We start from the raw sequence: 18,703 nt of genomic DNA, 5'->3' as shown, positions 1-18,703 counted from the left end.
TGGGTAATGAGTGAATGATTGAGTAATAGAGTAATAGAGTAATTGAGTGGGGAGTGGGGAGTTGGGGGTGGTAGGTAGTTGATGAGGGAATGATAGCGTTGTTGAGTAGCCAAATAGTTGAGGCTATTAAAGGGTTTTTCAGGTATGATGTTCTCCTAAAATACCCAGCCATACTGCCCGCTTAACACGCTAAAGCGTTTATAGGGGGCCTAAAAGGCGGACGAGACCACGTCCGCCTTATGTGTAAGATAGTAATTTTTTCTATCTGTAATTAAAACTGAGGCTGTAAGCGACCTAAAACCCAGCAGGTTGCTTTGAAAGCCAGGCTATTGGGACCTGGAAAATGAGTAGCCTATGGCAAAGGAGTACCAGAGTCTACCCTGGTAAATCCAGTCATTTCCGACATCGCTTGCGTAGTCCTGCCCGGTGACAAATCCAACATCGAACTTATTTAACTGGAAGATGAGTCCTGTGCTCCAACTAAACCCTGGAACGGTGTTGATGCCATTGCCGGGCTCTGTAGTAGTGGTGGTGTTGTTATTAATATTGATAAAGGACAAGCCGAAGGTGGCTGGAAAGGTGAGGTAATAGGGATGCCTTTTTGATATTCTTTTTGTGACACCGAGATAGGGACCAATGGTGACATCGGTACTCATGGTGAAGTTTTCCTCTTTTACCTCGGGACGTAATTTGAAGGGTACTGTGAGCAGACCCGTGGTGACTCTATAATTACGGAGCTCCCACCAGCTTATGTCATAGAGGGTATCTTTCTTAACGGCCATAAAGTCGGAATATGAAGTGGCAATAAACTTACGCTCTCCTTTTACAATAGAAACCCTGACAGGGCTATTGGGGAGAATTGCGCGAGGGCTTGGGTCGGGTATCTGCTTATTGCCCTTAAAGCTGGGGTACTCGAGTATGGCGTACTTTTGATTTTGAATGGTAGCGGTATCAAAATTGGATGAAACGATAAAGCCGGGAAAGGAATAGAGGATGGTATCATCTTCTAATTGGTACCTATCACTTATGGGCTTGAAATTGAGCCGGTCGCTCAGTTCGAAATATGTGCTGTATTCGGAGGTTGATTGGTTTTGGGCCATTGATGGGCTTATGGCTGCTATCAAGATGAATATGGCCATAATGGTAATAGCGGTTCTCATTTAGTTTTTCAGTATTTACAGGTTTTTAAAATAATTATGGCGGAATACTATAAATATTTATGCGGATAATTAAACCTGGAGAACTATGCCCTGAGTGCGGGCATGTAAGTTTCTGGCACAGAATAGAAGGGGTTGTATAAGCGAGGGGTAAGGGTCGACTGGCAGAAAAAGAGGCTATGAAAAAAAAGTTATGCAGGAAAAATACAAATAGTCTCTGAAGTAAAGGGGAAGAGGCACGTTATAGGCTGCCTATAGGATAGGTATAGGATAGGCGAATTAGTTACGGGGCAGAGAGGGAGCAGAGACGAAGGAGCTCGTGGGGTGAAAGGGAAAAAAAAGGTCTTTGAAAAAGGGCCTGATATTGGAAAAGTCAAATTTACACAAGCAGCAGGAAATAAAAAAGCAGGCGAGGTAATGAGGGCTGAATGATTGCATGGAAGGGCGAGGTGGCATGACATACTTTTGCCTTACACGAATGAAACCTGAAAAAACATGGCAAAAGTAACTGAAGACAGCCCCTTTTACGGAATAACGGGTAAAGTGGGGGACTATGTGGTGAAGAAACGTAAAAATGGGACGACGTACCTGGCAAGCAGGCCAAAAAATGGCGGAGGAACGCGCTCGGAAAATCAGAAGGTGAATGAAGAGCGGTTTGCCCTGGCGGTGGATTATGCGATTAATGAACTGCGCAGACCAATGGGTCAACTACACTATGAGGCGTATAAGAAGGATGCGCAAAGTGCCTACCATGCGGCAATACGTGACTTTATGTGCGGTCCGACGGTGGAGCATGTGGAGGTGGCGCGCGAAGGAAACCGCCTGAGGGTGATAGCGGAGGTGACGGACGATACGCAGGTGGTGGGCTGCTGTATCTCTTATGAATGGGAGGGTGAGACGGTGTACGCTGACCCGGAAATAATGGAGGGCTGGGATATGTACTTCTGGGAAATAGTGGACAGGGATATAGATGAGCTTACGATCCACGCGATAGACCAACCGGTGAATGTAGGGGATGTGCTGGTGAAGGTGAAGGAGGAACGGATAGAGGTGGTGAGGTATGAGTAATGAGGGAATGATTGAGTAACAGAGTTACAGAGTAATTGAGTGGGGGGTTTTGAGTGGTGAGTGTTGAGTTATGAGTTGGGTGGTGGTAGATGGATGGGGTGGCGGATGGCAGGGTAGTTAATGAATGAATTTTGAATGAGAGAATGAGTGAATGATTGAGTAACAGAATTATTGGTTAATAGAGTTTAAGTTGGAGAGGAGTAGACTGACGGAGATGAGAATGGCAGGGTAGTTAATGAGTGAATTTTGAATGAGTGAATGATGGAGTAACAGAATAATAGCGTTACAGAGTAATTGAGTGGGGTGGGTAATGAGTGAATTTTGAATGAGTGAATGATTGAGTAACAGAATTATTGATTAATAGAGTTTAAGTTGGAGAGGAGTAGACTGACGGAGATGAGAATGGCAGGGTAGTTAATGAGTGAATTTTGAATGAGTGAATGATGGAGTAACAGAATAATAGCGTTACAGGGTAATTGAGTGGGGGTTTGGGGGGATGGGAAAGGTAGGTGATTGGATTTGAGGTAGGTACAAAAAAATAGGTGCCAGATCTCTCTGACACCCTGAACCTAAATAAACATGAAAAACTAAATTTAGGAATTTTTTTCGAAAAAAGCATCACTCGAGGCCTTTATCTCGCATTTTTTTGAACTCCGTATAGCGGCGGTATACGGCGATGCCAAAACCGAACATGAGGACGATGGTACCTACCCAGAGGATGTTGATAAGGGGCTTCTCCACGACCTTGAGGATGATGTAGTCCTTTTGGGCGGTGTTGATGCCTACGGTGAAGGTCTCTGTCTCGGGCTCGATGTTCATGAGGGAGAGCCTGACACCAAGTTCGGGCGCCTCGGCAGAGATGAGGCCGGCGCGCTTCTCGTTTACCCGCAGGACGTACATGGGCTCGAGGGTAAGGTCTTCCTCACCGGTCTGTACGGCTATCTGTGCTTTGATGGCGATATCGTCGGGCCGGAGGTCTACGCCTTCTACTTCCTGTACGCGGTCTATGCGGTTGATGGAGGCTACATAATCATTGACAAAGAAGTTCTCGCCTACTCTTACGCGGTTCTCTTCGGTTTCGCTCCACTCTTTTTCGTCTTCGGGGTCTGAGACTACGGTGACGTGTGTGTAGAGGTCTTTATCGAAGGCGCGGTGGATGTCGGGAGAGACGACGAAGCCCATGCTGGGATTGTCCTGCACACGGGGGTAGAGGTCAAACGAGCGTCCGCTGGCGGTGGCGTAGTTGACGCGGTAGTAGGTGTTCTCGCTATTGTATGAGATGCTGTCGCCTTTGCTGAAGTATTGCTTACCGTCCCGGCTGTAGGCTTCTTTGGCTATCGCTACCATGGGGTCGCGGGTGGGTATGAGCTTTTCATTGGGCACATAGCCTGGTACGCCGTCGACGTCGCGGTACTGGCCGCGGTATGAGAGGGTATCCTGCCCCATGATGGCGCTCTGATTGAGCCAGAGGAGGAGGTTTTCCTTATTGATCTCATCGGGGAACTCGCGGTCATACAGTAGCCCGGTATTATTGAGGCTGATGACATTGGAGTAGCCACTGCTGAAGAGGATACCGAGGAGCATGAGGCCTACGCCTATGTGGGCGATGGAGCCTCCGCTGAGCCGGAGTCCGCTGGTCTTGAGGACGCGGAAGAGAATGGTGGCATTGGAGACGATGGAGTAGACGCCTGCGGTAACGAGTATGATGTAGGCAGGGTCCTGCATCTTCTGCACAATGAGGATGATGCTGGCTACAAGCAAACTGATGATAGCGGGAGGTATGATGGCCTCGCGCAGTTCTTTGCCCCCGATCTTTTTCCACCAGAAGAACTGGCCGGTGCCGGATAGGAGGAGGAGGAATATGGCGAGCCACATTTGCCACTGGGTATAGAATATCTCGGGATCGGAAGGGGGGGCAAGGTTGCCGTTGCCTCCGAACATCTCGGCGATGGCATTAAATACGGGTATGGAGGTGAATACGAATACCTGGAAGCTCATGAGGCATAGCACGGCGGCGCCTATAAATATCCAGAACTCGCGGCTGTAGGTGCTTACTTCTTCGGCGGTGGTGGGGAGGCCTTTCCAGCGTACGATGCTGAGGGCCACGGTGCCAATGAAGAAGGTGAGCAGGTAAATGAGCAACTGCCCGCTGAGGCCAAGGTCGGTAAAGGAGTGGACGGAGGACTCGCCGAGTATGCCGCTGCGGGTAAGGAAGGTGCTGTAAAGAATGAGGATGAAGGTACCGGTGACGAAGATAACGGAGGCCTTGAGGGCGCTGCCGCTCTTGCGGAAGGTGATCATGGTATGGATGCCGGCTACCTGAATGAGCCAGGGGATATAAACGGCATTCTCGACGGGGTCCCAGCTCCAGTAGCCACCGAAGTTGAGAGTCTCATAGGCCCAGTAGGCGCCCATAAGGATACCAAGGCCGAGTACGGCGCTGGAAAAGATGGACCAGGGAAGGGCGGGGCGCACCCACTCGCGGAAGCGCTTCTTCCAGAGGCCTGCAATGGCAAAAGCAAAGGGGACAAGAGTGGTGGCGAAGCCGAGGAAAAGTACGGGAGGGTGTATGACCATCCAGTAGTTTTGCAGCAGGGGATTAAGCCCTGTGCCGTCCTCGGGTACAAAGTCTGGATTAGTGGCAAAGATGGGTGCGTCCATGACGTCACGCAGGAGCATGAAGGGGGAGCTGCCTATCTTAAGGTCTATACCGGGGATGACGACGCCCATGATCATGGAGGTAAGGAAGGCCTGCACAAGGCAGAAAACGGCCATGACGGGGGCCTGCCACTGGCGGTTGGTACGGATGATGATGAGGCCAAGGATGACGTTCCAGAACATCCAGAGGAGGAAGCTTCCCTCCTGCCCTTCCCAGAAGCTGCTGACCATGTAGTAGACGGGCAGGGTGCTGCTGGCATGTGACCAGGCGTAGTGGTACTCGAAGTAGTTATTATAGATAATGCCAAAAAGGCTGCCTACGACCAGGAAGACGGCGGCGCTGTGTATATAGAAGATGACGCGGCCTGTCTTATTAAATCCCTGCTGCAGCTCGGGGTGGTCTGAAGAGGCACCCCTGAAGAAACTAAAGAAGGAAAACAGACCGGCGACGAAGGCAATAATGACCGCAAGATGCCCTAGCTGGCCAATGAGCAGATGTACCATAGGCTATGAAACAAGGCCCGCCCGGCGTGGGCGGGGGGATTGTCTTAGTTGTTAGATGAAGTGATAACGACGTCTTCCTGGTATTTGGAAGGACACTTGAGGAGGATCTTATCGGCCACGAAGGCTTCGTTCTTATAAGACCCTACGACGACTACTTTTTCGGATTTGGTGAAATCGGGCGGCACGGGCTCACCGAAGTAGACCTTTTGCTCGTCCTGGTTTTCATCGATCATGACAAAAGAGAAACTGAGCTTGGAAGGGCTCTCCTGTATGCCTACGATCTGTCCGGTGGCGTCCTTTTTGAGTTCGCCTACGATGTGGATGGAGTTGTCGCTGCCTGTGTCGGAGAGGGAACGTGCCTCTTTGAATGTGACATAGCTACTGGCATTACCGGAAACGGAGATGATGACCATGATGGCCACTGCTATGACTGCGATACCGATTATATGCGTGACTTTCATATGAGCCTGTGAATTTTTTTGCAAGGTAATAACAAGGGAAACAGAATTAAAATTTCCCGGAATCAGGCATTTTCCGCGACTTTACGGGATGTGCCTATTTCCTTTTCCAGCCGGCTTACTTTCCGGTCAATATTTACGGCATAGGCTATGATACCGGCAAAGATGACGGCAATGATGGCTACGACGACATATATTTTACCATCTTCCCGCATGCGGTCTGCCATGGGTACCCCGGTGTTGGTATAATCACCGGCGGTGATCTCCTGCTTTTCTGCCTGTCGGGCCTGGGCAGGAGAGGCGGCAAATGCGGCGAAAGCGAGCAACAGAATGAACAGTACTCTTTTCATCAGTATTCTTCTTGAGTAGTTAATATGAGGTTACGGGTACGTATGCGCAGGGTGCTGAACCAGACGCCGAGCAGGGTCCAGCCGATGACGGCGGGATAAAAGACCATGCGGAGCTTGCTGTCCATGTCATAGGCATTGAAGCCGGGGTTGCCGCCGTTACCTGGGTGGAGGCTGTCCTGCATACGGGGCAGTATAAAGAGCAATGCGATAAGGGCAAAGAAGGCAAAGATGCTATAGATGCTGCTTACGCGGGCTTTTTGCTGCTCGTCTGTAAAGGAGGAACGGAGTACGAAATAGGCAAAGTAAATGAGGAGGCCAATGGCGGCTGAGTTTTGCTTGGGGTCTCCGCTCCACCACTCGCCCCAGGTGTACTGGGCCCATACCATGCCGGTAATGATGCCGAGGACGCCGAAGGTAACGCCTATGTTGGCAAACTCGACGCTCTTAAGGTCATGGGCGGGGTCTCCGCTACGCAGGTACTTAATGGCGTAGACGACTGATGCGAGCAGCAGGAAGATCATGCCGAACCACATGGGTACGTGAAAGTAGAGGCCGCGTATGGTCTCATTGAGAATAACGAGCCGGGGCACTTCCATAAGGAGGCCGCCTATAAGGGTGTAGGCCAGCAGGGCGACGGCGAGAATTTTCCACCAGTGTTTTTTCATGTCAACTCCTCCACAAATAAGGAAACAGTAATAAAGACAGCACCACCACGATGGCATCGACGGCGGCAAGGGTAATCATATCGTCATAGCTGGAGGAGAGATGGAGGCCATCCATTGCATTTTTGGATATGCTGATGATGAGTATGAGCATGGGTAAAATTACGGGAAAGCTCAATACGGCCATCAGGGTGGCGTTGTTCTCTGCCTTGGCGGCGATACCTGCCACCATGGTGAGGGTGCAGCTAAAGCCTATGGCGCCGAGCAGGATGTTTACCAAAAAGAGGGTATGGTCCTGCACGGGATTGCCTAACACGACTGAGTACACGAGGTAGCCCAGGAGTGATATGACAGCTAATAACAGTGAGTTATACAATATCTTCGCAATAATAATTCCTTGCGGACTTGCGAGTGTGTAGTAGTAAAGCTGGCGCCCCTCTCTCTCTTGTGAAAAGCTCTTGCTGACGGCATTGACGGCGGTGAAGAGGATGATGATCCAGAAGAGGGTATTCCAGGTGATGGGGCTGGTACTGCCAAGGGTAACGTTGAAGCTGAGGTAGCAGACGAGTACGGTGCTGACAATGTACAGCAGGAGGCCATTGAGGGCGTACTTCTGCCGCCACTCAAGCAGGAGCTCTTTCCGTATGAGGGCGGAGACTTCGGATGTGAGTGTATTTGCCTTAAGGTGGCTCATGCAGGGTTATTTCGCTTCTGGTCGTAGCGGATGAGGTAGCGGTTAAGCCCCTTCAACAGTAATAGCAGATAGCCGATGGCGAGGAAGATGATTCCCCCGAGCAGGGCATATACAGGTTTGGATACGCTGAAGAGGGGGGCGTAGTTACCAAAAGGCTGAATAACTTCTATGGCGGGGACTTCTGCGGCGAGGTCTGCCTGGAGTTTTTTCCGGTAGAGGTAGTCGGCATCCTGAAAGAGGGTGGAGTAGCGCGTTTCATCTATCCTATTATCGGTAAGGACGAAGCCTGCTCCCTGCCCTGCGGGGGTGTTGCGGATACTGGCGATAATGGCACTCTTGAGGCTGTCGAGGCTGGCAAGGTCTTTTTCGAGCCGCTGGGCGAGCTGCTGCTCCTGGCGCTTGAGGAGGGCCATGCGCTTGCTGAAGTAGGGTGAGCGCTGGAAAAAGGCGGGCAGTTGCTGATCGAGGCTACGGATGACCTCGACATTGGTAGCTGTGACGTAAATAAGGTATGTGTCGCCGGTAGTCATGGCCTCGATATTGTCTGTAAGGGAGGGGTCTTCTTCTATATCAGACCTGAGTCTTTTCTTAACGAGGTTCTGAAACTCCAGTGAAACGGGCTCGAATACGGCCTGTACGGAAAAGCCTCGGATAGTGGCGGCTTCTTCGGGTGAGATGTTGAGCTCGGCGGCGAGTTGACGGGGCCGGTCGGCCATTTCATCAAGCCGGCTTACGAGGCTGGTGATTACCCTTGGGGTAAAGAGGGAGGAGCGCAGCATGATGGAAGAGGAGTAGGTGTCTTTCTTAATAAAGGAAAACCCTACACCGATGGCGATGCCTATAAGGAAGAGGGTGATAAGCATGCCCTTGTGCCTGACGGAAGTGCGGCGGATAAGGGCAAGCAGGGCGACAAACCGGCGGCCGAGGCTTGCAAGGCCTCTTCGTATGCTTCTGAAGAAGCTGCGGATGTCTATCTCATCGGAATGAGGAGGCTGCGTTGGACGTTGAAAATCAGACATTCTCTAGCGATTTTGCGGTGCAAAAATAGGAATTTATCTCTAGTACACCGCCCTAGATTCCATCATTATATTACAGTATGGCGGTGATTCAGCGGCATTTACCAAATTGTTTTTAATTTTGCAGGCGAGAAAAACCTCTGCCGCTCATTATTTATGCAAATAATTAAGACGGAATTCCCCGGTCTATTCTTAGTAAAACCCCGTATCCTGGAGGATCACAGGGGGTATTTTTATGAGGCGTTCAATTACCGGACGTTCAGGGACCTGACAGGTATAGACATCACGTTTGTGCAAGATAACCAGAGCACGAGCCACTTTGGGGTGATGCGCGGCCTGCACTACCAGCTGGAGCCGTACGGACAGGCCAAGCTGGTGCGTGTGCTGCATGGCCGGATCGTGGATGTGGTGGTGGACCTGCGCCGTGACTCGCCTACCTTTGGCAAGTCTTACACGCTGGAGATGAGCCACGAAGACCATACGCAGATATTCGTACCAAAGGGCTTTGCGCACGGATTTGTGGTGCTGAGCGAAAAGGCGGAGGTGATCTATAAATGTGATGCGTTTTACACACCAGCAGAAGAACGGGGCCTGTACTATAACGATCCTGTACTTAATATAGACTGGCGGGTGGCGGAAGAGGACATCATCATTTCGGAGAAAGACAAAAAGCTGCCTCTGCTAAAGGATGCGGAGTATAACTTCAGCTATTCGGGACATTCAACCATAATCCCATGAAAGGAATCATACTGGCCGGCGGATCCGGCACCCGGCTACGCCCCATCACGCTGGCGATAAGCAAGCAACTGATGCCGATATACGACAAGCCGATGATCTACTATCCGCTGTCGGTGCTGATGCTGAGCAATATCCGCGAGATACTGATCATATCGACGCCGGAAGACCAGCCGCTTTTTCAAAAGCTGCTGGGCGACGGCAGCCACCTGGGCTGTAGCTTCAGCTACGCGATACAGGATGAACCCCGTGGCCTGGCAGATGCTTTTATCGTGGGCAGGGAGTTCATTGGCCATGACAAGGTAGCGCTGATACTGGGGGATAACATCTTTTATGGCGCAGGAATGCGTACGCTGCTTCAGGGCCATAACGACCCGGACGGGGGGGTGATATTTGCCTACCACGTACACGATCCGCACCGCTACGGCGTTGTGGAGTTTGACGACAACCAGAAGGTGATCTCGATAGAGGAGAAACCTGAGGAGCCGAAAAGCAACTTTGCGGTACCGGGGCTGTACTTTTACGATAATGAGGTGGTGAATATAGCGGCGAACCTGAAGCCGAGTAAGCGGGGTGAGATAGAGATCACGGACGTAAACAAGGCTTACCTGGAAAAGGACAAACTGCATGTGGGCATCTTTACCCGGGGCACGGCCTGGCTGGATACGGGGACTTTTGCCTCTATGATGCAGGCAGGCTCCTTTGTACAGGCTATAGAGGAGCGGCAGGACCTGAAGATTGGCTGCATAGAAGAGGTGGCTTATAAAATGAAGTTCATAGACGCTGAGCAGCTTACGAGGCTGGCGCAGCCTCTGCTGAAAAGCGGCTACGGTGAGTACCTGCTCAAGGTGATTGAACAGAAATGGTAATGGCAGATAGGATGAAGCATATACTGATCACGGGGGGAGCAGGATTTATCGGCTCTAACTTTGTACCTTATTTTCTGGAAAAATACCCGGAATATACGGTGCTGAACCTGGATAAGCTGACTTATGCAGGCAACCCGGAGAACTTATCGGAGGTAGCGAAGCACCCAAGGTATACCTTTATACAGGGGGACATCTGTGACGGGGCCATGCTGGGCCACGTGTTTGGGCAGTATGACATACGTGGGGTGATCCACTTTGCGGCGGAGTCACACGTGGATAACTCGATACTGGGTCCTGAGCCATTTATCACTACGAATATTAATGGGACGTTTTACTTGCTGGAAGCGGCGCGGGCTTACTGGATGGAGAGGCCATTTACCTATAAACCTGGTTATGAGGGCTGCCGCTTTCACCATATAAGTACGGATGAGGTATATGGCTCGCTGGGGGCTGAGGGGCTCTTTACAGAGGAGACTCCGTATTCGCCTAACAGCCCGTACAGTGCCAGCAAGGCTTCGAGTGATATGCTGGTGAGGAGCTACTACCATACGTATGGTTTGAGTGTGGTAACGACGAACTGCTCTAACAACTATGGCCCAAAGCAGCATACGGAAAAGCTGATACCGGTGGTGATACGTAAGGCGGTGAACCTGGAGCCGATCCCTATTTATGGTGATGGTAAAAATGTGCGCGACTGGCTGTATGTGCTGGACCACTGCAAGGGAATAGATGAGGTGTACCACGGGGGCCGCAACGGGGAGACGTACAATATAGGGGCTGAGAACGAGCAGCAGAACATTGTGCTTTGCCGTACCATTTGCAGGCTGCTGGACGAGATGAAGCCTCGCGGGGATGGTAAAAGCTATGAGGAGCTGATACGTTTTGTGACGGACCGCCCGGGGCATGACAGGCGCTATGCGATAGATGCCTCTAAGATACGTAATGAACTGGGCTGGGAACCGGAGGAGGATTTTGAGAGCGGCCTGAGAAAAACGATTGCTTTTTACCTGCCGTAGGGGGTAAAAATGGCCCGTAATAAAGGATAGGCTATTTGCGCGTTTTTTTCGCGTAATAATGACTAGTTTTGCCCAAAAATTTTTTAAGGATACTTATCCTATTGAGAATCAGTAGATATTATGAAAAAAATCGGTGTCATAGGACTCGGTTATGTGGGACTACCACTGGCAGTTGAGTTTGGTAAAACTTACGAGACCACAGGTTTTGATATAAACCAGGACCGCATAAAAGAGCTGGAAGGCGCATACGACAGGACTAATGAAACGACTGCAGAGGAGCTAAAGAGCAGCACTAAGCTGAGGTATAGCTCGAGCATTGCGGACCTGAAGGAATGCGACATCTACATAGTGACGGTGCCTACACCGATAGATGAGTATAAGCAGCCTGACCTGACGCCGCTACGCAAGGCTTCGGAAACGGTAGGCAGTGTACTTGGCAAAGGGGACATCGTGATCTATGAGTCTACGGTGTACCCTGGCTGCACGGAAGAGGACTGTGTGCCGATACTGGAGGCTAAAAGTGGCCTCAGGTATAATGAGGACTTCTACTGCGGCTACTCGCCCGAGCGTATAAACCCGGGAGATAAGGAGCACAAGGTGACGACTATTAAAAAAGTGACGAGTGGCAGCACGCCGGAGATTGCTAAGGAGGTGGACGCGCTCTACAAAAGCATCATACAGGCGGGTACTCACCTGGCGTCGAGCATAAAGGTGGCGGAAGCGGCGAAGGTGATCGAAAATGCTCAGCGTGATATAAATATCGCCTTTGTAAATGAGCTCTCTCTGATCTTTGACCGCCTGGACATAGATACTACTGAGGTACTGGAAGCTGCAGGTACAAAATGGAACTTCCTGCCTTTCCGCCCGGGTTTGGTAGGTGGCCACTGTATAGGGGTGGACCCGTATTACCTGACTTATAAGGCGGGAGGGGTGGGCTACCACCCTGAGGTGATACTGGCGGGCCGCCGTATCAATGATAATATGGGGGTGCATGTATCCAGCAAAATGGTGAAGCTGATGGCACATGCAGGCAAGGGTATCAAGGGCTCCAGGGTGCTGGTACTGGGCATTACGTTTAAGGAGAACTGCCCGGACATACGCAACAGCCGGGTGATAGACATCATCCGGGAGCTGGAGAGCTTCGGTGTGGAGGTATCTGTGTATGATCCGCTGGCCGATGCCAAAGAGGTGAAGGACGAATATGGCCTGACGCTGGTAGATAAGCCGGGTGATACGGACACCTACGACGGGGTGGTGCTGGCAGTGGCCCATAAGGAGTTTGGCGAACTGGACTTTGAGAAGCTGAAGAACAACGACGCCATTATTTACGACATAAAATCATTCCTGCCGCGTGAAGTAGCACATGCGCGCCTGTAACAGATAAGAGTAATGAGCAATTACACCATCAAGGCAGACGAAAAAATACTGGTAACAGGAGCCGCGGGCTTCATAGGTTACCACCTTTCTAAAAAACTACTGGAAAACGGCTTTACGGTGATCGGGCTGGACAACATCAATGATTACTATGATGTGAACCTGAAACACGCCCGGCTGGACAAGCTTAAAGCCTACGACTCCTTTCATTTTCATAAGGTAGACCTGAAGGACAAACAGGGGATTGACGCCGTATTTGCGGAGCGCCAACCTGACTATGTGGTGAACCTGGCCGCGCAGGCGGGAGTACGCTACAGCCTGGAGAACCCTTATGTATATGTGGACAGTAACATCACGGGCTTTCTGAACATACTGGAGGCTTGCCGCCATAACCCTGTGAAGCACCTGGTGTATGCGAGCAGCAGCTCGGTATACGGGGCGAATACGAGCATGCCGTTTAGCGTGCATGACTCGGTGGACCACCCGGTGTCTCTGTATGCGGCGACGAAGAAATCTAACGAACTGATGGCGCATACGTACTCGCACCTGTTTGGCGTACCTACGACGGGGCTTCGCTTCTTTACGGTGTATGGCCCGTGGGGGCGTCCGGATATGGCGCTGTTCCTGTTTACGAAGGCGATACTGGAAGACCGCGCGATCGATGTGTATAACCACGGTAAGATGCGCCGTGACTTTACGTATGTGGATGATATAGTGGAGGGTGTGTACCGCCTGATACCTGCGATAGCGGAGCCAAATAATGACTGGGACGGCGATAAGCCTGACACGGCGACGAGCTTTGCCCCATACCGGGTATTTAATATCGGTAATAACCAGCCGGTGGAACTTATGGAGTTTATCGGAGCGATAGAAAAAGCGCTGGGTAAAGAAGCGAAAAAGAACATGATGCCCCTGCAGGACGGAGACGTGCCGGCTACTTTTGCGGACGTGGAGGACCTGATGAACACGGTAAACTTTAAGCCGAATACGTCGATAGATACGGGTATTCAGAATTTTGTGGACTGGTACAGGGAGTACTTTAAGGTATGAGCCCTGCCGGATTACCGGACGCTGTGACACGGCGGATAATCTTTATACACAGGTTATCCGCTGTTTTATTTCCTGCACTGCTGGTTTTTTCGCCGGCACTCCCTAATATCCTGCTGGCCATACTGGGGGTAAGCGGGCTGCTTACGGCCCGCTACACGCGGCCCTTACACATCACAGGCGGCTCCTTCATAGCCGCCTTACTCCTGTTTATACTTTGGAAGCTGGCGGGCATAGCTTATTCAGACGATACGGCGGAAGCCTGGTCACTGATGAGGCGGCAGATGACGCTGCTGGCTATACCTTTTTTCTACCTGTTTCCGGGGAAAATAAGGCGGGTGGACGCTATACGGGCTTTTTATGTGTTTTCCCTGGCTTGTGTGCTGATGGCGGTGTATAGCCTGGGGATGTCTTTGTACACGTACCGGGATACGCTGCAGTATGTGGGGGGGACTAACATCTACCGCTTTGTGCGGCTGCACCCGGCGTACTTTTCTATGTACCTGGTGCTGGTCTTTTTCTTTTTGATGAGGGAGGGGCTGGGCTGCATGCGAAGGAACCAAATGGGGCGTGCCTCGGGGTATGTGGTGGTGACGGGCTTCCTGTTCATTTATATTCTGATGATGAATGCGCGCACGACTACGCTGGTATTCGGGGGGCTGATGGTGCTCTCTGCCATTTTTTACTTTTTCAAAAGCAAACCGCGCTTCCGTTACGTGACTGTGGGGCTGTCGCTGCTGCTGGGGGCGGGCACGTACTTTATCATTCAGGGCTCGTACATGGTGCAAAATGATCTGGTGAACCGCTTTGAGACGGCACTGGATACGCGCATGGAGATATGGATGGCGGGTTTTGATACGGCGCTGCAGCACCCGCTGGCAGGGAGCGGCACGGGTGACAGCCGGATGGACCTGTTTGCCACGTATGAGGAAAAGGGGATGGAAGAGGCGCTGGCGCATCGCTACAATACGCACAGCCAGTACCTGGAGACGATGATACGCCATGGGGTACCGGGCGTGCTGATGCTAGTGGGAATATGGGGGGTGCTGCTGGCAGGGGCTTACCGCCACAGGAGCTGGCTCTGGATTCTTTTTGTGCTGCTGGTGGCAGGGGAGTGCCTTACGGAGGTCATGCTGGACCGCCAGATGGGGCTGTATTTTATCGGGAGTTTTGCGGCGCTGTTTTATCTGATGAACGAAGGACCACGGCCGGATGAAGGTAACGCCTAACAGCCTCATGCTATTTGCGATGCTGCTGGTAGCGGTGGCAGGGGCCTGCGTGGCAGCGACTGCTATGCTGCCTCTGCCTGCGCTGTTGCTGGCGGTAGTGGCCTATGCCCTTGCCTTTCTCCTGATCAAGCATTCGGTGAAAGGCTACAATACGCTGGCTGTTCTCTTTCTGGTCTTTTTCTTCCTGTATAACTACACGGCGCCGATAACGGTGGTGCAGGGGGTGGAGCCTGAGGGCTACTTCGGCGAGGCAACACTTCCTGTAACGGCGGAATTTATCTACCAGGTATCGCTGGCCCTGCTGGCGTTTTCCCTACCCTTTGTGGTAATCGCCAACCGGCATGGAGGCCACAGCCCTCTGCCGGCAGGGCGTTATACGCGACGTATGCTGATATTGGCCATACTGCTGGCAGCAGGGGCAAGTGCGGGGGAGGTGGTGAACCTGCTGCGTGCAGGAGGCACCTCCGTACTGCTGCAGGGCAAGGCGGTGTACCAGGAGGCTACCTCAGACCTCTTTATTACGATTCCCTCGGCCTTTATGGCGCACCTGGCATTTGCGTGCCTGGGCTTCGGGCTGGTGGGCTATTATGATGGTAAGCTGTGGCGCATGGTGCTGAATAAAAAATTTCTGGCCTTTGTGGTGAGTATTCTGCCGGTGATGCTGATCTACGTGGTGCTGGGCCGGCGAGGGCCATTGCTTGGGTGGGCGCTGTCATTTATCATCGGCTTTACCTTTCTCAGATACAAGCGGAGTGTGGGGCTGCCTGTGATCTCGCTGGCGCTGGTGGGGTACTTTCTGCTGGCTTTTCTCTTTGTGGCGAGGGCGCAGATAGCGATAGCGATAAAAACGGGTGATACGGAGCGGATGATGCGTGAACTGAGCAGGCCGGAGCGCTACGAGAAGCTGAACCCGGCGTACAATGAATTTGGCGCGGCTTTTCTGAACTTCACGCGGTTCAGGCTGCGGGAAAAAGAGGTGGGCGAGCAGCGCCTTTACGGGGAAAGCTACCTGGGGGCGGTACTGGTGCCTGTGCCGCGGTTCCTGCTACCCTTTGAAAAGCCGCCTACTATCACGTACCGCTTCCGGGACATGTTTTATGAATCGGAGGCGAAACGGTCGCGCATAGCGGGTACGGGCTTTTCGAGCGTGCTGGAGGCCTACTGGAACTTTGGCTTTTTAGGGGTATTGCCTGTATACTTTCTGGTGGGGTGCCTCCTGTTTTGGGCGGAGCGCAGGCGGGCAAGCCTTAAGGGGTACTCAATTTTGTTTGTGGGGGCTTACCTTATCTTTGTGCCTCTTATGCAATCGTTTCATCGTTCGGCCTTCGGACTACCCTTCGGCATCGTACTGGTGACCCTGGTGCTATATAATGTGGCGGGGGTGCTATTTGTGGGTGACCGCAGCTTTTATAAGCGGGTGGTGGGGCGCTACAGGGGCTCTGCCGGGGAGGAAAATGCGGGATGAGAAAGGATACTGATGTACATGAAAAGACCCCTTCAGGGAAAAAGCCCGGAGGAAGAAAAAAGCTGATCGAGAATTTTTTGTCTTTCTCAGGTATCAATATTCTCAATACGCTGATCCCTCTGCTGATATACCCTTACCTGGTACGGGTGCTGGGGGTAGAGATGGCGGGCCTTATTGCCTTTAGCGGTAGCCTGGTGGCTTACTTCCGGATAGTGGTGGAGTATGGCCTGAGCCTGGTGGGGGCGCGTGACCTGGTGCAGTTCCAGGCCAATAAGCCACGCAGCCTGTCGGTATTCAGCCACATTATGTGGATACGGCTGCTGCTGCTGGCGGCGTCACTGGCGGTGGGGACGGTGGTGATCTTTGCGGTGCCTGTGTTCCAGAAGGAGTGGCTCTTTCACGTGCTGTTCCTTAGCGCCCTGATCGGGGAAACGCTGTATGTGCCCTGGGTCTTTCAGGCCTATGAGCAGATGAAGTATGCGACGCTGAGCATGGTTGTGAGTAAGGTGCTGTTTGCTGCAGGGGTGTTCTGGCTGATTCAGACGAAGGCTGATTACCTGTGGTACCCTATTCTTTTCTCGGGCTCAGCCTTTATCTCAGGGGTGGCGGCACTGTATTTTATTTTCAGAAAATTCAGCCTGCGCATTACAGGACTGCGCCCGGTAATGCTGAAGTATTACCTGGTGGAGGGCTGGTACCTCTTCCTGTCGCGCTTGTTTGTGAACTTGTACAACTCAACGAATATCCTGATCCTGGGCTTCTTTACGAATGAACTGATTGTAGGGTACTATGCCATTGCGGGCAAGGTGATATCGGCGGCTATCTCGTTTGTGGACATCCTTAACCAGGTGCTCTACCCACGCCTGTCTCAGGCGTACCGCAAAAGCAAGGGAGCCTATGAACGCATGCTGAAGCAGTCGGCCATTATCGTGCTGGGGGCCGGGCTGGCGGGTTCACTCTTCTGCCTGGTGCTGAGCGAGTGGATTGTGCTGGTAGTGGCCGGTGAGGTGGTGCCTCAGTCGGTGACAGTGCTGCAGATCATCAGCGCGCTTATCTTCCTGGCCTCCATCGGGTCATTTTCTACCAAGCAGTTTATCATTGCCCGCAAGAATAAGCTGGTGACGCGCATCGTGCTGATCACCTCGGTGGTGAACCTGGTGCTGGTATTTATAGTGGTGCCCTTTTACGGACTGGTGGGGCTGGCGGTAGTATCAGTAGTGGTGCGCCTGACGCAGGCGGGGCAGAACCTTTACGAACTGAAGGTACTTACTAATGAACTGAAATAGACATGGTAGGGATTCACAGAAACAGACCGGTATTATTCGTAATGCCGAGCGACAGGCTGGGGGGGGCGGAGACTATTCTGAAGATCGTGATGCGAACGCTGGCCACCCGGGTGCAGCGGATAGAGGTGGTGTTTATCTCTCATAAAGCGGAAGGCAACTGGGAGGACCTGCCGGAAAATATCCATACGCACACGATCCCCTCTGCTACTGAAAAGGGGGGGCTGATTCCCGCGGCAAGGCTGATCAAAAAGCTGTGCCGTATGGCGCCCTTTCAGGCTACTTTCAGCTCCCACAGCCATGTGAATGCGTACCTGGGACTGCTGAGAAAGGCTGGGACACTAAAAACGGACCGCCTGATCGTGCGTGAGAGCAGCGTGACCTTTGACCGCTATAAGGGTGGATTCGGGAGATTTATGGAGCTGTTGTACCGTACGGGCTACCCGGCGGCGGACCTGGTGATCGCACAGACGGACTATATGCGGGAGCGGCTGCTGGATTACCTGCCGCCGGCCCGCGGATGGAACCTGCGTACGATTCATAGCCCCTTTGATGTGGAGAGGGTAAGGGAACTGGAGCAGGCGGAGGTACCGCCACTGACGGACAGGCCTTATGTGGTATCGGCGGGCAGGCTGGAGCGTGTAAAGGCTTTTGACCAATTGATAAGGGCTTTTGCTCAATTACCTGCGGAGGAGGATCTGGCACTTGTGATACTGGGCGAGGGTAGTGAGCGTAAGATGCTGGAAGAGCTGGCCAAAGAACTGGGATTGAGGGACCGGGTAATCCTGCCGGGGTTTGTCTCAAACCCTATCCCCTACTTTCGTGAAGCGCGCCTGTGTGCGGCAAGCAGCCGGATAGAGGGCTTTTCGAATGTGATCCTGCAGATGATGTCGCAGCACGCGGCGATAGCGACGACACTGGCGACGCCGGACTATGGGCGCCTGCCAGGGGTATTTACCTGCCCGCCGGGGAACCCTGAAGCGCTGGCGGGCATTATGTCACAGGCGCTGCGCCTGAGTGCTGAAGAGCAGGCGCAAAATCGCAGGCAGTTTGCGGCGTATCTGGCAGAAAGAAGCCCTGAAAAGTTCATAGAAGCAGCCTGGAAGGCATCTGAATAA

The 18,703-nt window shown here is 52.3% G+C and carries 17 protein-coding genes; 10 read left to right on the top strand and 7 right to left on the bottom strand.

Going from position 1 to position 18,703, the window contains the following annotated elements; all coding sequences use genetic code 11:
• Positions 1-326: 326 nt before the first annotated feature.
• The gene (locus AB9P05_RS09675; RefSeq protein ID WP_371908621.1) at positions 327-1,160 is read right to left on the bottom strand and encodes a hypothetical protein; all 834 of its coding nucleotides are present in this window, start codon (positions 1,158-1,160) and stop codon (positions 327-329) included.
• Positions 1,161-1,652: 492 nt separating this feature from the next.
• Between AB9P05_RS09675 and AB9P05_RS09670 the strand changes: the two genes are divergently transcribed.
• Positions 1,653-2,225, top strand: a complete 573-nt coding sequence (locus AB9P05_RS09670) for a hypothetical protein (protein WP_371908620.1) — start codon at positions 1,653-1,655, stop codon at positions 2,223-2,225.
• 618 nt (positions 2,226-2,843) lie between these two features.
• Here AB9P05_RS09670 and AB9P05_RS09665 read toward each other — a convergent pair.
• From AB9P05_RS09665 to AB9P05_RS09640, 6 genes are all read right to left on the bottom strand, one after another.
• Positions 2,844-5,387, bottom strand: a complete 2,544-nt coding sequence (locus AB9P05_RS09665) for a heme lyase CcmF/NrfE family subunit (RefSeq protein ID WP_371908619.1) — start codon at positions 5,385-5,387, stop codon at positions 2,844-2,846.
• A 44-nt stretch (positions 5,388-5,431) separates the two neighbouring features.
• Entirely contained in the window at positions 5,432-5,848 is a 417-nt protein-coding gene (locus AB9P05_RS09660) for a cytochrome c maturation protein CcmE (protein ID WP_371908618.1), read from the bottom strand.
• Positions 5,849-5,910: 62 nt separating this feature from the next.
• Positions 5,911-6,195 carry a CcmD family protein gene (locus tag AB9P05_RS09655; RefSeq protein ID WP_371908617.1) on the bottom strand — a complete coding sequence of 95 codons (285 nt, stop codon included), beginning with the start codon at positions 6,193-6,195 and terminating at the stop codon, positions 5,911-5,913.
• Positions 6,195-6,860, bottom strand: a complete 666-nt coding sequence (gene ccsA / locus AB9P05_RS09650; RefSeq protein ID WP_371908616.1) for a cytochrome c biogenesis protein CcsA — start codon at positions 6,858-6,860, stop codon at positions 6,195-6,197. Before ccsA ends, AB9P05_RS09655 begins: the two co-directional genes overlap by 1 nt.
• Before the next feature lies 1 nt (position 6,861).
• On the bottom strand, positions 6,862-7,551 hold the full coding sequence (locus tag AB9P05_RS09645) for a heme exporter protein CcmB (RefSeq protein ID WP_371908615.1): 690 nt from the start codon (positions 7,549-7,551) through the stop codon (positions 6,862-6,864).
• Positions 7,548-8,570: a hypothetical protein gene (locus AB9P05_RS09640; RefSeq protein WP_371908614.1), complete on the bottom strand. Its 1,023-nt coding sequence runs from the start codon at positions 8,568-8,570 to the stop codon at positions 7,548-7,550. The genes AB9P05_RS09645 and AB9P05_RS09640 overlap by 4 nt, the downstream gene beginning before the upstream one ends.
• A gap of 153 nt (positions 8,571-8,723) precedes the next feature.
• Between AB9P05_RS09640 and rfbC the strand changes: the two genes are divergently transcribed.
• The 9 genes from rfbC (at position 8,724) to AB9P05_RS09595 (ending at position 18,703) form a co-directional block, all read left to right on the top strand.
• Positions 8,724-9,305, top strand: coding sequence for a dTDP-4-dehydrorhamnose 3,5-epimerase (gene rfbC / locus AB9P05_RS09635; protein WP_371908613.1), 582 nt, complete (start codon positions 8,724-8,726; stop codon positions 9,303-9,305).
• Positions 9,302-10,171: a glucose-1-phosphate thymidylyltransferase RfbA gene (rfbA, locus tag AB9P05_RS09630; protein ID WP_371908612.1), complete on the top strand. Its 870-nt coding sequence runs from the start codon at positions 9,302-9,304 to the stop codon at positions 10,169-10,171. Before rfbC ends, rfbA begins: the two co-directional genes overlap by 4 nt.
• On the top strand, positions 10,171-11,187 hold the full coding sequence (gene rfbB / locus AB9P05_RS09625; RefSeq protein ID WP_371908611.1) for a dTDP-glucose 4,6-dehydratase: 1,017 nt from the start codon (positions 10,171-10,173) through the stop codon (positions 11,185-11,187). The genes rfbA and rfbB overlap by 1 nt, the downstream gene beginning before the upstream one ends.
• 120 nt (positions 11,188-11,307) lie before the next feature.
• Positions 11,308-12,564 carry a Vi polysaccharide biosynthesis UDP-N-acetylglucosamine C-6 dehydrogenase TviB gene (gene tviB, locus AB9P05_RS09620; protein ID WP_371908610.1) on the top strand — a complete coding sequence of 419 codons (1,257 nt, stop codon included), beginning with the start codon at positions 11,308-11,310 and terminating at the stop codon, positions 12,562-12,564.
• A gap of 12 nt (positions 12,565-12,576) precedes the next feature.
• A complete protein-coding gene (locus AB9P05_RS09615; RefSeq protein WP_371908609.1) occupies positions 12,577-13,611 on the top strand; it encodes an NAD-dependent epimerase in 1,035 nt (344 codons plus the stop codon).
• Between the two features lie 23 nt (positions 13,612-13,634).
• Positions 13,635-14,837 (top strand): O-antigen ligase family protein, encoded by a 1,203-nt coding sequence (locus AB9P05_RS09610; protein WP_371908608.1) that lies wholly within the window; start codon positions 13,635-13,637, stop codon positions 14,835-14,837.
• Positions 14,821-16,302 carry an O-antigen polymerase gene (locus AB9P05_RS09605; protein ID WP_371908607.1) on the top strand — a complete coding sequence of 494 codons (1,482 nt, stop codon included), beginning with the start codon at positions 14,821-14,823 and terminating at the stop codon, positions 16,300-16,302. Before AB9P05_RS09610 ends, AB9P05_RS09605 begins: the two co-directional genes overlap by 17 nt.
• The gene (locus AB9P05_RS09600) at positions 16,299-17,588 is read left to right on the top strand and encodes a flippase (protein WP_371908606.1); all 1,290 of its coding nucleotides are present in this window, start codon (positions 16,299-16,301) and stop codon (positions 17,586-17,588) included. The genes AB9P05_RS09605 and AB9P05_RS09600 overlap by 4 nt, the downstream gene beginning before the upstream one ends.
• A gap of 2 nt (positions 17,589-17,590) precedes the next feature.
• A complete protein-coding gene (locus AB9P05_RS09595) occupies positions 17,591-18,703 on the top strand; it encodes a glycosyltransferase (protein ID WP_371908605.1) in 1,113 nt (370 codons plus the stop codon).

The organism is Roseivirga sp. BDSF3-8, assembly GCF_041449215.1.
In the GTDB taxonomy this organism is placed as follows: Bacteria; Bacteroidota; Bacteroidia; order Cytophagales; family Cyclobacteriaceae; genus JBGNFV01.
This window is presented reverse-complemented; position numbering and strand designations above follow the sequence as displayed.

Excerpts from the sequence above, each read along its gene's own strand:
- ccsA (WP_371908616.1), bottom strand. The coding sequence starts at position 6,860 with ATGAAAAAACACTGGTGGAAAATTCTCGCCGTCGCCCTGCTGGCCTAC.
- rfbA (WP_371908612.1), top strand. The coding sequence starts at position 9,302 with ATGAAAGGAATCATACTGGCCGGCGGATCCGGCACCCGGCTACGCCCC.
- tviB (WP_371908610.1), top strand. The coding sequence starts at position 11,308 with ATGAAAAAAATCGGTGTCATAGGACTCGGTTATGTGGGACTACCACTG.
- AB9P05_RS09600 (WP_371908606.1), top strand. The coding sequence starts at position 16,299 with ATGAGAAAGGATACTGATGTACATGAAAAGACCCCTTCAGGGAAAAAG.
- AB9P05_RS09615 (WP_371908609.1), top strand. The coding sequence starts at position 12,577 with ATGAGCAATTACACCATCAAGGCAGACGAAAAAATACTGGTAACAGGA.
- AB9P05_RS09645 (WP_371908615.1), bottom strand. The coding sequence starts at position 7,551 with ATGAGCCACCTTAAGGCAAATACACTCACATCCGAAGTCTCCGCCCTC.
- AB9P05_RS09605 (WP_371908607.1), top strand. The coding sequence starts at position 14,821 with ATGAAGGTAACGCCTAACAGCCTCATGCTATTTGCGATGCTGCTGGTA.
- AB9P05_RS09675 (WP_371908621.1), bottom strand. The coding sequence starts at position 1,160 with ATGAGAACCGCTATTACCATTATGGCCATATTCATCTTGATAGCAGCC.
- AB9P05_RS09665 (WP_371908619.1), bottom strand. The coding sequence starts at position 5,387 with ATGGTACATCTGCTCATTGGCCAGCTAGGGCATCTTGCGGTCATTATT.
- AB9P05_RS09640 (WP_371908614.1), bottom strand. The coding sequence starts at position 8,570 with ATGTCTGATTTTCAACGTCCAACGCAGCCTCCTCATTCCGATGAGATA.
- AB9P05_RS09595 (WP_371908605.1), top strand. The coding sequence starts at position 17,591 with ATGGTAGGGATTCACAGAAACAGACCGGTATTATTCGTAATGCCGAGC.
- AB9P05_RS09670 (WP_371908620.1), top strand. The coding sequence starts at position 1,653 with ATGGCAAAAGTAACTGAAGACAGCCCCTTTTACGGAATAACGGGTAAA.
- rfbC (WP_371908613.1), top strand. The coding sequence starts at position 8,724 with ATGCAAATAATTAAGACGGAATTCCCCGGTCTATTCTTAGTAAAACCC.
- AB9P05_RS09660 (WP_371908618.1), bottom strand. The coding sequence starts at position 5,848 with ATGAAAGTCACGCATATAATCGGTATCGCAGTCATAGCAGTGGCCATC.
- AB9P05_RS09655 (WP_371908617.1), bottom strand. The coding sequence starts at position 6,195 with ATGAAAAGAGTACTGTTCATTCTGTTGCTCGCTTTCGCCGCATTTGCC.
- rfbB (WP_371908611.1), top strand. The coding sequence starts at position 10,171 with ATGGCAGATAGGATGAAGCATATACTGATCACGGGGGGAGCAGGATTT.